Source organism: Mesorhizobium sp. WSM4823, assembly GCF_055811195.1.
Map to the genome: position 1 here is coordinate 1 of NZ_JBVVQL010000021.1, position 12,403 is coordinate 12,403.

Sequence of the window (12,403 nt, forward strand, 5' to 3'; positions counted from 1 at the left end):
CTCGTAAGGACGACCTTAAGAGCGCAGCCTCGCTACCGTGCCATCCTCCCGCAAGGCGGCCTTCGCCGGAGGCGTACGATGAAGGTGACGCCGCATGTGACGCAGAACACCAGCGGCCGTAGTTCGGCGATCAACGGGCGCACGACGCGGCACAGCGGCTATGCGGTCAGCCAGCACATTAGCAAGCGCATTGAAGAGGGCGTTCGGATGGATCAAGACAGTCGCCGCACAGGCGAAGACGAAGTTGCGTGGCCGCGATCGCGTCGGACGGGCCTTCACTTTCAACGCCGCCGCCTACAATCTCGTGCGGTCGCCGAAGCTGCTGGCGGTGCCGACGTGATCGCGCCTGCCGGCTGTCAACTGATCGGCCGCTGGCGGATCATCGAAGCTGACCTGTGGGATCGCGGCTGTCTCACCTCGGCGAGCCCGCCACGATCACCATTGGGGCCGACAACCGCGGAGAGATCGCCTTTGGCGCCCTGCAAGCCGGCCTCGAACTCGGGTACGGGCCCTCAATGGTCTTCTTCACATGGGCCGGCTTTGATGAGATGGGCGAAGTCACCGGCGACGGCTCCGCAGAATTGCTCGACGACGGCTCCATCGACATCAGCTTCGCCTACCACAACGGTGACGAGGCTATCCTCAAAGCCAAACGTAATCCTTCTTCAACAGCCTGTTAGCGTAATCAGCAATGTGACCTAAAACTGCGGGAAAGCCGGTTATTTCGCAGATTTTCATCGCGAATGGTCAATCCTTGTACCGATTTGGGCACGAGGGTAGGCGTAACATCACCATGAGGTCAACGCGACACGGGTTGACACGTTTGGCAAAATCATCAATCGGAGGTCTCCACAGTGCTAGTCAAGGGTCCCCAAGCTTTTCCGCGATCTGAATTTCTGCGCAGGCTATCCGCTGTAAAACACGAGATGGAAGCGCGGGAACTCGATGCAGTTGTGGTGACTGATCCTGCGCACGTCACCTATCTCACCGGATCCACCGCGCGATCTTATGATTCTAGAGGATTGGTGGTGACGGCGCGCGACGAGCAACCGACATTCATTCTGCGCTGGATGGATACCCCAGCAGCCATGCAGGAAACATTTCTGGATCGCGACAATATCGTCGGCTACCCCGAAGAACTGATGGGCGACTCCAACAAGAATGGCTTTGACGCGGTCATTGATTTCCTTCTCGATGGCGGCTTTGGCGGTCGCGGCATCGGTCTCGAGCTTGGAAGTCTTGCGGCCGAAACGGCCGAGAAATTCAAAACGCGGCTTCCCGAGGCCAAGATTGCCAATGTCGCGGGCATGATCACGCAAATCCGGAGCGTCAAATCGGATCTCGAGATCGAAGTGATGCGAGAGGCGGCCGCCATAGCCGATGCGGGTTTGCTGCGAGCATCGCAAATCATGAAGCCCGGCGTGCGGGAGGCCGATGCAATCGCCGAGATCATCGGCGCGCTAGCGCATGGAGCCAATGGCAAGTCGGGCACATGGGTCACAACACCGTTTCTCTGCGCATCGGCCCGAATCGGCACACCCCATGTGACCTGGAGCGAGGACGTGTTCCAGCAGGGATCGCAGATCAATCTGGAAATTGCAGGGGTGCGGCATGGCTATACCGCGCCGATATGCCGAACCTATTCTCTCGGTAAGCCCTCTGATCGGCTGCTGCGAATCCACGAAGCGCAGATGGCGGGTCTCAGTGCCGGTTTGAGCGCGGTTCGCGCCGGCGCCGTCATCGGCGATGTAGCCCAGGCAATTCATAGTGCCACCGAGAAACACGGCTTTAATAAAAGATCGCGCCCAGGCTACGGAATTGGTATCGACTGGATGGAAACAACATTGAGCCTGCAGCGCGGAAACAAGGCGCTTCTCAAGCCCAACATGACATTCCATATGCATCTCGGATCTTGGGTCGAAGAAGACTTTGGCTATGTTATCAGCGAGAGCATTCGCGTGACGGATACCGGCGTGGAAGTTCTGACCAAAACACCGCGCGAACTTTTCGTGCTGACCTGAGCGGTCAGCCGGCAAAAGGACCGCGCTTGGGATCGCCTGGCGGCCGCGTAATCAGGTGAATGACGCCTCACGCCATGGTTCACCTGACGGCCGCCGGCCTGGCTGGGCACCGTCGCGGCAATGCCGCGCGGATCGGCTAGCCGGCCGCGCTTATCAACAAGCGGACTAAATTGTTTCCGCCATTTGCGTGCCAATCCAGCGAAACCGGGAGACTTGCTCGACATATTGCGGCAGGCGGGAGGCCTGTCGCCTCGCCGGTGCGATGATTGGAACCGCAGTGCATTCGAATAGAAAGGCGGCCAATATCGGGATGCTCGCCAGCAGTTTCTCGAGACAGGCCACGAAATCTGCTTCCACGATCGCATAGTCAAATGCGGCCGGTGGGCGGCTGGGCCTTGGCGTCGTCGCGGAAGGCCAATGAATGTCGCCATCTGGCTACGAGATGAGTGGATATACAAACTGAATTTGACGCGCATTGCCCGGTTGCTGAATGATCCAGTCAAGAGCGCAAGTTAGGTCCAGGCCCAAAATCACAGCCGGAAGGCAAGTTAAATTCGGCTTGTCCTCCTTTTGGGATGGATCCGGCATATGAAGAACTCTTCAAAAACACAATGTGCCGGGTCTGGCTTCACAATGGTGCAATCCGTCAAAAGACGGCAAGAAGGGAACAAGGTAATGACATTTGAGCTCAATCGTAGACGTTTCATGCAGACGGCATCGTCTGTTATTGCAGCAGGTGCCCTGAGCGGGGTCGCCGGCCGGGCTGCGGCAAGTTCGTCAAACGAACTGCGTGTCTCGGTCTATGGTGGCCAGATCGGCGAAGCGCTGATCGAATCCACCCTGAAGCCATTCGAGGCCGAGACCGGGATCAACATGATCCCGGTTACGCAGGACGTCAACTTGGCGTCGCTCGAGCTGATGGTCAAAAGCCAGAACGTCACGGTCGATGTGTCCGGAGCGGAACAGGCCCTGACGCTCACCGCCATTAAAAAAGGCTTGCTGGAGGAGATCGACTACTCGATCTACAAGAAGGAAGAGCTGGACGGATTCCTTGATTTCGCGAAGGACAAATACGGCGCCGGCCAGCTCATCTATTCCTTGAACATGGTCTATAACACCAAAAAGTATCCTAGCGGCGCCCCGCGCCCTGGCAATTGGGCAGAATTCTGGGATGTCAAGAAATTCCCCGGAGTCCGCCATCTTGTCGGCGGCCAGTACGGAACCCAAGGCCCTTGGGAAGAGGCCTTGATGGCGGATGGCGTCGATGCGGACAAGCTGTATCCGATGGATATCGATCGTATCTTTGCCAGCCTCGACAAAATCAAGCCGCATATTCGCAAATGGTGGGATGCGGGTTCCGAGATTCAGCAGCTTTTGCAGAGCCAAAGCGGCGATCTCTTCCATGCATATGATGGCCGGGCGCTGGCCGCCATCGGTGCGGGTGCGCCCGTCGAGATCAACCGCAACCAGGCCAAATTGACCTGGGCGCATTGGGTCATTCCGAAGGGTAGCCCGAACCGCGATAATGCGCAGAAATTCATTGAATACGCGACACGGGCGGAGCGTCAGGCGGCTTTTGTGACACTTTACCCCGAAGGTCCCACCAACAAGAATGCATTCAAGCATATAGCCGAAGAGGTGGCGAAGAAGCTGCCCACCTATCCGGAATATCTCGGTAAGAGCGTGCCCGTCAAAGGCGCCTGGTACGTGGAAATCGGCCCCGATGGTCTGACAAATACTGACCGGCTGATCCAGCGCTGGAACAAGTGGATTCTCGAATAGGTTCTCATATTAATATGGCAGGCAAGCTTGGCTAGTTGCGTAGTCGGGCTTGCCGTTACCTGATATTCTTATGGGGTATCCATGTCGAACATTTTGGGCGTCTATGACCGACTGTTTTCCACCGACAACGTTGGAAACATCCAAACGAATGGCAGCGGTCGCCAACCCATTGCCACGCAGGCGTCGCTTGTAGAGAACTATGCCATGAATCACGAGGCGACCAACGCGCAGATTGAATTCCGTAAGGTTACCAAGCTTTATGGCCAAGTCGCGGCGGTTCGCGAAATGTCTCTGACCGTGGAGAATGGCGAGTTTCTGACCATTCTTGGCCCCAGCGGCTCCGGGAAAACCACGGCGCTCATGCTTCTTGCCGGTTTTGCCGAACCGACCGAGGGCGATATCCTGATCTCCGGCAAATCGGTGGCTTCTGTCCCGTCCTACCGGAGAGACCAGGGGATTGTTTTTCAGAGCTACGCCCTGTTTCCCCACCTGACCGTTCGCCGCAATTTGGAATTTCCGCTTGAGATGCGCGGCATGAAGCAGCTGGAGCGAGCCCAGCTGGTACGCCGCATGCTGGAGCGCGTGCATCTTGCAGACCTCGGCGACAGGTTTCCATCGCAGCTTAGCGGTGGTCAGCAGCAACGTGTCGCGCTGGCGCGAGCGCTCATCGCCGACCCCCCGATCCTCCTCCTGGATGAGCCGCTCGGCGCGCTTGACCGGAATCTACGGGAACAGATGCAGAGCGAGATTAAGAGCCTGCACCGGGAGTTTGGAAAAACCACCGTATGCGTCACGCACGACCAGGAAGAGGCGCTCACACTTTCCGACCGGATAGTCGTGATGCGGGCCGGCCAGATCGAACAGATTGGCACACCCGAAGCCCTTTACGATCAGCCGGTGTCGCGCTTTGTGGCGAATTTCTTGGGAGAAGCCAACATCCTTGAGGATCTGGGTGTCGATATAAATGTGGCATCGAGCGGCCCCATCGGCTCCGTGCCGATGATCCGACCGGAGCGTCTGCGCATAGCCGCAACCACGGCAAAATCTCTCGACATTTCCCTCAAACAGCATGTCACGGGCAAGGTCGAGGAAATGATCTATGCCGGCGCCGTGCGTAAATACAATGTCCGCGTGGGACAGCGCGTTCTGGCCGTGCGGGAACATGTTGCATCGGGCCAGCCCATCTTTGCCCCGAGAGACGATGTTCGCCTTGAGTGGTTGCGGTCCGATATCCGGTTGGTGACATCGTAAATCCTGAAAGGGGCACCCCCTTGCAAACGCTTGACAAACAAAGCCGGACCTTGGCCCTCGTCATCCCGGCATTCATTATACTCTTTGTCGCTTTCGGCTTACCGATCGTTAGACTGTTCCTCATCAGCCTAGACGCCCCGTCATTTTCGCTTGTCAACTACTGGAATTTTCTCGGTCAGACATCGAATATACGCGTGCTTCTCCAGACGATGCAGATCAGCGTGGTTGCCACGGTCATCTGCCTACTGATCGGTTATCCCACGGCCTATCTGATCGTCTCCGCGCCTAAGCATCTACGGATCGTGCTGATCATACTGATCGTGATCCCCTATCTGACCAGCGGGCTGGCCAGAACCTATGCCTGGATCATGATCCTTGGCGATGGCGGTTTGATCAATAATGTGCTCTTGCAACTGGGAATTATTTCGAGCCCGCTGCAACTCATCTATAACCGGATGGCAATCTACGTCGGCATGGTCCACATCATGCTGCCTATGATGATCCTCCCGCTGATCAGCGTGATGATCGGCATTGACAAGTCCTTGATGTCGGCTGCCCGGAGCATGGGCGCGCGACCCTTGACCGCCTTCTGCCGCATCTTCCTCCCCCTGAGCATTTCGGGCGTTCGCAGCGCCACAGTCCTGGTTTTTGTGATTTGCCTCGGCTTTTACATCACGCCAGCCGCTCTTGGCGGTCTCAGAGATGCGATGCTTTCGAACTTTATTGCCGCCCAGGTGACGAGCTCATTCGATGTCAAGGCGATTGCGACCAGTTCCTTCGTCCTGCTGGCCATCGCTATGGCGGTTCTCTTGATCGTTGGAGTCGATCTGTCCGGCGCGCAGGGTTTGCCGGGTCAGCACGCACGCAAGGGACGCCTGTCCAAAATCACGCCGCTTGCGGCGCTGTTGCGGTTTGTCTCGGAGCGCACGGCCGGCTTGCGAGCGACCCGCTGGGTGCAGCAACGCTACCGGTCGGAAGGTGAAAGTCGACTGCCCAAGATAGCAGGCAGGGTCTTCATCGGACTGGTGCTGGCTTATCTTCTTGCGCCTGAACTGGTCGTCATCATCATGTCCTTCAGTTCCGCGTCCGTCCTGGAGTTTCCGCCTTCAGGCCTGTCACTCCGTTGGTATAATTCCTTCTTTGGGGATGCTGCCTGGTACGGGGCCGCTTTGACGAGTTTCGAAATCGGTCTCACCGTCACAGCCATCTCCACCGTCGTGGGCACGCTTGCCGCCTATGGGCTGACGCGGACCTCCCCGCGCCTGCGTGTCTCCCTGACGATGGCGCTATTAACGCCTCTCACGATCCCTCTGATTGTTGTCGGTGTCGCCAGCTATTTCGGCCTGGCCAGCCTCGGCTTGATCGGAACAAAGACCGGCGTGATCCTGGCTCAAAGCATCGGCGGGGTCAGCTATGTGGTTGTGATCGTTTCCGCCACGCTTGCCAATTTTGATCGCAGGCTGGAGCAGGCGGCCCAGAGCATGCGGGCGGGTCCACTCCAGACCTTCATTCGCGTGACGCTGCCCTTGATCCGGCCCGGCATCATTGGTGGTGCGTTCCTAGCCTTCATTCACTCCTTTGACGAGGTCGTCGTCACCTCGCTCGTCAGCGGCTTCTCGGTCTCCACGCTGCCGCTGAAAATGTGGGAGAATATCAAAAACGCCATCGATCCGACCTTGGCTGCCGTCGCCTCGTTGCTTACCATCCTGCCGCTGCTGTGGCTAGTCGGTGTCTATATCGCCTGGCGGCGGTCGAAGTCGAAAGCACAGTTTGTCATGCTTGGTGCGCCGGCCTAGCCGGCGCACACCGGGCCCTGACGCGTCTCTTTTTCCATCACCACATCCCATGCCTGCGGGCGCCGTCCTGCAGCCCGTCTTTGATGCCCTCTCCAACAACGATTTAAAACGGACCAAAAGGCACGCCTCTCCCGGCCGTCCAAGTTGAGAAGTCGCATCGTCTGCTCATTACAATATGAATTAAGCCTTGAAGGTTTTTCGATGTGCTTCGATACCGCAAAGTCGCACGTGCCAAAGCTGTTCTCCGCTGATTATCAGGAAGCGCGCGCTAAATTCCTACAATCCGCACCAGGTGCCACGGCCTACAAATATACCGCGCTTGGCCCCGTCAGGCAGGAGCTGTTCACTGACGTCGCTTATTTTGGTCCGGTTAATGCCAAACGCCTGATGATCCTGATTTCCGCGACGCATGGGGTTGAAGGCTACTGGCTCAGCGGCGCAATTGCTGTTTATGGGACAGGGGTTTCACGGTGAGCGCTGTCCCGGCGCCACCTTTCGCGCGTGGTCGTGAGCCACGATGCTCGGAGCCTTTGAGGGCTTCGACACATGACGATTTCAGAGCTTACGCTTAAGTCCAGGGACGAGGAGCCGGTTCGACGGCTTGAGATATTCACGGGTTCTGGACGGCGGCGCGAATGGTTGCCGGAGGAGAAGGCGCGGATCGTGGCGGAAAGCTATGATGCCGGCGAGCGCGTGAGCGCGGTGGCTCGGCGACATGCATTGTCCCCGCAGCAGCGGTTCGCCTGGCGTCGGTCCGCGCGAGTGCCGTTGGCGAATGCGCCGGCACCGGAGCCGTTGTTTGTTCCAGCGGTGGTTGCGGCACAGGAGCCCGAACCGGCGGTGAAGCGCGCGAGATCGACCCGGAAGCGGAAGGCCGCGCGCGAAACCGGCGTGATCGAGCTGGAGATTGACGGCGTCGCCATGCGGGTCGGTCGTGGCGCCGACGCCAGGACGGTGGCGGCGGTAATCCGTGCGCTGAAGGCGCCGTCGTGATCGGGCCGACGGGTGTGATCAAGGTGATGGTCGCGACGAAGCCGGTGGACTTCCGCAAGGGGGCGGAGGGCCTGGCGGCGCTGGTGTACGAGACGATGGGCGCCGATCCGTTCTCTGGCGCGGTCTACGTCTTCAGGGCCAAGCGCGCCGACCGGGTCAAGCTGGTGTACTTCGACGGCACCGGCGTGTGCCTGCTGGCGAAGCGTCTGGAGGACGGGAAGTTCTGCTGGCCTGCCATCACCGATGGCGTGGTGAGGTTGTCGGCGGCGCAATTGCAGGCGCTCCTGGAAGGGTTGGATTGGCGGCGCGTGCATGACGCCCGCGAGACGCGCGCGCCGGTCGCGGCAAGTTGATTCCATGGGCGGCCAGAGGCGCTGTCAAAGCATTGGAATGCATGATTGAATCGGCTTGGTGAGCAACCCGGCCGAGCCTCAGACCAACGATCCGATCGCGCTTCAGGCGATGCTCGCGGCGGAGCGCGCCGAGAACGAGCGGCTGCGCCAGATCATCAAGGAACTGCAGCGCCACCGCTTCGGCCGCAGGGCAGAGACCCTGCCGGTCGACCAGCTGCTGCTGGCCCTGGAAGAGGCCGAGCAGATCGAGGCTGAAGGCTTCGCCGCGGAGGACACCGCCGATACTGCCAAGCGCGAGGCTCGCGCCAGCAAGCGCCGCGCCAACCGTGGATCACTGCCCGCGCATCTGCCGCGTATCGAGCAGGTCATCGACATCCCCGACAAGATCTGCCCGTGCTGTAAGGGAGTGCTGCACGTCATGGGCGAGGATCGCTCCGAGCGCCTCGACATCATACCGGCGCAGTTCCGCGTCATCGTCACGCGCCGGCCGAAGTATGCCTGTCGGAGCTGCGAGGAGGTCGTGGTGCAGGCGCCCGCAGCGGAGCGCCTCGTCGAAGGGGGCATCCCGACCGAAGCGACCGTCGCGAGGAGGAGTTAATCCTCGATTACAACACGGGGCTTGGACCCTATGGATATGGTGAATTGTCCTCGGGCGAGGGAGGCTATCAGCGTGCCTTGGCGATCTTTGGACCTTCGGTAACTTCCCGCGTCCGCGGGGATTCTTCGCCGGTCCCCATTTCCGGCACTCAGGACGCAATTTGGCAGGGGCTACTTGGCGACCGGCACACCTATGTCGGCCCCGAATTCGGGACGTTTCCCGCGCCACGCGGCCGCTCTGCCATCGGCAAAGGACCTCTGGCACTTCAAGCATCAACCGGAGGCCGCGACCTCAGAATTGGGCCGTCAGATCAGGAGCGAAGTGAAGTCGTTTTTCCACCCTGAAGGCACCGACTGGACAGAAATGATCCTGTGGCGATGCCATCAGGTCCACTCCCAGGCAATTGAATTCTACAAGACGACGGATCGCCTCTAGCCATACCGGGAGCAGGACCTCTCGAATGGGGTGGAGTCGACGTGGCAGGGCTGTTTGGCTCGATGGAGCGGGCAATTGGTGGGTGGTTCATCTCAAAGTCAGATAACGACAATCTAAACACTGCATTTGACTGGAGCATTGTCGGAACGGATTGTCGGCTCGTGACCCGATAATTGTTGAATGCAGTCAGGGTCTCAAGGAGCCGATATGCATCGCAAGGTAGAGTTCCAAGAGCTGAAGGCGGAGGCCACCGTGTGGCGCCGATTTTTGCACCAGATCCCGGAACTTGATTATCGGGTGCATGAGGCGGCAAAGTTCGTCGCGGAAAAGCTAGCATCCTTCGGAGTCGATCACATCGCGCAAGGCATCGCCGAGACGGGCGTTGTAGCCTTGATCAAAGGGCGGCTGGGCGACGGTCCTTCGATCGGCTTGAGAGCGGACATGGACGCCCTGCCGATTGCTGAAACATCGGGTAAGGCCTGGGCATCTCGGGTCCCGGGCAAAATGCATGCCTGCGGGCATGATGGCCATACCTCGATGCTTCTCGGTGCAGCGAAATATTTGGCCAGCACCCGCAATTTCAAGGGTACCGCCGTTCTCATCTTCCAGCCGGCTGAGGAAGACGGCCAAGGCGCGCAAAAGATGGTGCAGGAAGGCATTATGGACAAATTCGGGGTCGGCCACGTCTTTGGTATGCACAATATGCCAGGCCTGGATGTCGGCCGGTTCGGAATTTGCGATGGCGCCATCATGGCCGCCCTCGATGAGTTCGATATAGTCGTCCATGGCAAGGGCGGTCATGCGGCGGCTCCGCATCAATGCATAGACCCGCTGGTGGTGGGCACGCAGATTGTCTCAGCCTTGCAGACTTTAGTATCGCGCAACATGGATCCGGCTGGCGCCCTGGTGGTCTCGCTTACCAAATTCACCGGCAGCAGCGCCTACAACATTATCCCTGACAAAGTATCGCTGGGTGGCACGGTCAGGACGCTTTCATCTGGGGTGCGTGACTTCGCCCAGCGCGGAATAGAACTTTGCGCAGATGGCGTGGCCCGGGGAATGGGCGCGAGCATCGAATATGCTTACCGGCGGCTCGAGCCGATGACCTTTAATCATACCAGCGGCACAAACCAGGCCGTGGAGGCGGCTGTCGATCTCGTCGGAAGTGACTGCGTGAACGACAAGATTAAGCCTCTGATGGGATCGGAAGATTTCGCCTACATGCTGCAGGCCCGTCCGGGAGCGTTCATCTTCCTAGGCAATGGTGCGACGGCGGGTCTGCACAACCCCGCTTACGATTTCGATGACGAGGCCATTCCCTATGGCATCGGCTATTGGGTCAATTTGGTCGAGAGAAACACTTTCAAGGCAGCCTGAGCTGCGCGGAGCTAGAGGCTACGAGCGAGCGCCCGCAAGTCAACGCGGTCCCCCTACAGCCGACCAATTGACCTGACGCGGCTTTGATTGCTCCCTCGGCCGCAATAAAGCGTTCGGCGGGTCCTCCTACTATACGCCGTGACCCAATAAGAATGGAGCAAAGATCGTGTATATCAGCAGAGGTCCTCAAGCATTCCCGAAAAGCGAATATCTGCGTCGGCTTTCGCTGGTGAAATCAGAGATGTAAACGCGAGGTATTGGGGCGCTCGTCGTCTCTGACCAGCACAACATTACATATCTCACTGGCTATACGGCGCTGTCGGGCTATGTTCCGCAGGGGTTGATCATCACCATAGGCGCCGAGGAGCCGACATTCATTCTCCGCCAGTGCGATGCACCTGCGGCGCTGTATGAGTGTTTCATGGAACGCCACAAGATCATTGCCTATGCAGAAGCGCTGATCGGAAATTCTGTGCGGGACGGGTATGACGTCGTTATCGAACATCTGGAAGAGCTTGGCGTTACCAAACGCGGCATCGGTATCGAACTCTATGCCCTGCCGGCGGTATCTGCCGACAAGTTCAAGTCACGCCTTGCATCCGCCAGGATTGTGGATTGCACGAAGATGGTCACATGGCTGCGGCTGGTGAAGTCCGACCTCGAAATTGCGGTGATGCGGCAAGCAGCGGCAATTGCGGATGCTGCGATTTTGCGGGCCGCCGAAGTCATTCGACCCGGCGTCCATGAAGCCGATGCTGTGGCGGAAATTGCGGCAACCCTTATCCGCGGTGTCAATGGAATACGTGGCACTCGGATCGAGCAGATTGGCCTGTGCTCCTCGCCCCGGACGGGCACCTGCCACATTCCCTGGAGCGACGACGTGTTTCGCAAGGGATCACAGGTCAATCTGGAAGTAGGCGGCTCGCGTCATGGCTACTGCGCAGGATTGATGCGGACTTATTCGCTCGGCGCGCCATCAGACCGGCTGAAGCGCACTCACGAAATTCAACTGGCTGGCCTTGAGGCCGCGATTGCGGCCATTGCTCCCGGCCGGACCTGCAGCGACGTGGCAAATGCGTTCTACAAGACCATCGAAAAGCAGGGGCTCAAGAAGGAAACCCGCTGCGGCTATGCGCATGGCATCGGCTGGATCGAACCAACCGCCAGCCTCAAGGATGGCGACATGACAATATTTCAGCCGAACATGACGTTCCATTTGATGCTCGGTAACTGGGTCGATGAGAAATTTGGCTATGTGATCAGCGAAACTTTTCGTGTCTCCGAACACGGAGTGGAAATTCTGACTTCGGCACCCCGCAAGATTTTTGAAATCTGAATAGGACTCAATAGGTAGCCCTCCGCTCTCGAACGCGACGGGCGCCTTGTTTCCATGGACAGCGGTGCGGCTGCCGGCGCCCGCTGTGTGCCAAAGCGCCCTGAGAGATCGGAGAAAGGCCGTGTCAAGCAACTCTCGCGGGCCGGGTGTCCAACTGCCGCAGCCTTCTGAGCTAACCCGTCTGGATGTTGAGTCGCTTTCGGCTGGCTTCGGAAGCGGCCAGATTTCGCCGCTCGAAGTGACCCGCGCGGTCATCGATCACGCAGAAAACACGCAAGCGGCGCTCAATGCCTTCAGCTTGATCGATCGGGAATCAGCGTTGCAAGCGGCTCGTGCTTCAGAACAGCGCTGGAAATCCGGAGAGCGGAGATGTGCTGTCCGCCGGCTGGCCTGCGAAGCCATGTATCCGCAACGCTTTCTGCGGCCGCAAAGTCAATGGCCGCCGGGGTATTGAACCAGGG

11 protein-coding genes and 2 pseudogenes are annotated in these 12,403 nt (G+C 58.8%); all 13 read left to right on the forward strand.

The features are described 5' to 3' along the window. Window positions 1-340: pseudogene (locus AC0L26_RS29690) on the forward strand (transposase); the annotation flags it as partial. 55 nt (window positions 341-395) lie between these two features. Continuing rightward, window positions 396-680 carry a hypothetical protein gene (locus tag AC0L26_RS29695; RefSeq protein ID WP_473635768.1) on the forward strand — a complete coding sequence of 95 codons (285 nt, stop codon included), beginning with the start codon at window positions 396-398 and terminating at the stop codon, window positions 678-680. 174 nt (window positions 681-854) lie between these two features. After that, a complete protein-coding gene (locus AC0L26_RS29700; RefSeq protein WP_473635769.1) occupies window positions 855-2,021 on the forward strand; it encodes a M24 family metallopeptidase in 1,167 nt (388 codons plus the stop codon). Window positions 2,022-2,696: 675 nt separating this feature from the next. Beyond that, window positions 2,697-3,803 carry an ABC transporter substrate-binding protein gene (locus AC0L26_RS29705; protein ID WP_473635770.1) on the forward strand — a complete coding sequence of 369 codons (1,107 nt, stop codon included), beginning with the start codon at window positions 2,697-2,699 and terminating at the stop codon, window positions 3,801-3,803. A 204-nt stretch (window positions 3,804-4,007) separates the two neighbouring features. Continuing rightward, window positions 4,008-5,054, forward strand: coding sequence for an ABC transporter ATP-binding protein (locus AC0L26_RS29710; RefSeq protein ID WP_473635805.1), 1,047 nt, complete (start codon window positions 4,008-4,010; stop codon window positions 5,052-5,054). Window positions 5,055-5,074: 20 nt separating this feature from the next. Beyond that, window positions 5,075-6,850 carry an ABC transporter permease subunit gene (locus tag AC0L26_RS29715; RefSeq protein ID WP_473635771.1) on the forward strand — a complete coding sequence of 592 codons (1,776 nt, stop codon included), beginning with the start codon at window positions 5,075-5,077 and terminating at the stop codon, window positions 6,848-6,850. A gap of 144 nt (window positions 6,851-6,994) precedes the next feature. Further along, on the forward strand, window positions 6,995-7,324 hold the full coding sequence (locus tag AC0L26_RS29720) for a DUF2817 domain-containing protein (RefSeq protein ID WP_473635772.1): 330 nt from the start codon (window positions 6,995-6,997) through the stop codon (window positions 7,322-7,324). 72 nt (window positions 7,325-7,396) lie between these two features. Continuing rightward, window positions 7,397-7,843 carry an IS66-like element accessory protein TnpA gene (gene tnpA, locus AC0L26_RS29725; RefSeq protein WP_473635773.1) on the forward strand — a complete coding sequence of 149 codons (447 nt, stop codon included), beginning with the start codon at window positions 7,397-7,399 and terminating at the stop codon, window positions 7,841-7,843. A gap of 26 nt (window positions 7,844-7,869) precedes the next feature. Continuing rightward, window positions 7,870-8,196 (forward strand): IS66 family insertion sequence element accessory protein TnpB, encoded by a 327-nt coding sequence (gene tnpB, locus AC0L26_RS29730; RefSeq protein ID WP_473635807.1) that lies wholly within the window; start codon window positions 7,870-7,872, stop codon window positions 8,194-8,196. A 109-nt stretch (window positions 8,197-8,305) separates the two neighbouring features. Beyond that, a pseudogene (locus tag AC0L26_RS29735) lies at window positions 8,306-8,782 on the forward strand (transposase domain-containing protein); the annotation flags it as partial. Between the two features lie 654 nt (window positions 8,783-9,436). Beyond that, entirely contained in the window at window positions 9,437-10,606 is a 1,170-nt protein-coding gene (locus AC0L26_RS29740) for a M20 aminoacylase family protein (RefSeq protein ID WP_473635774.1), read from the forward strand. 256 nt (window positions 10,607-10,862) lie between these two features. Continuing rightward, entirely contained in the window at window positions 10,863-11,942 is a 1,080-nt protein-coding gene (locus AC0L26_RS29745; protein ID WP_473635808.1) for a M24 family metallopeptidase, read from the forward strand. Window positions 11,943-12,063: 121 nt separating this feature from the next. Further along, a complete protein-coding gene (locus AC0L26_RS29750; protein ID WP_473635775.1) occupies window positions 12,064-12,396 on the forward strand; it encodes a hypothetical protein in 333 nt (110 codons plus the stop codon). Window positions 12,397-12,403: the final 7 nt, after the last annotated feature.

Coding starts and splice junctions, on each gene's coding strand:
- AC0L26_RS29705 (WP_473635770.1), top strand. CDS start 2,697: ATGACATTTGAGCTCAATCGTAGACGTTTCATGCAGACGGCATCGTCT.
- AC0L26_RS29710 (WP_473635805.1), top strand. CDS start 4,008: ATGAATCACGAGGCGACCAACGCGCAGATTGAATTCCGTAAGGTTACC.
- tnpA (WP_473635773.1), top strand. CDS start 7,397: ATGACGATTTCAGAGCTTACGCTTAAGTCCAGGGACGAGGAGCCGGTT.
- tnpB (WP_473635807.1), top strand. CDS start 7,870: ATGGTCGCGACGAAGCCGGTGGACTTCCGCAAGGGGGCGGAGGGCCTG.
- AC0L26_RS29740 (WP_473635774.1), top strand. CDS start 9,437: ATGCATCGCAAGGTAGAGTTCCAAGAGCTGAAGGCGGAGGCCACCGTG.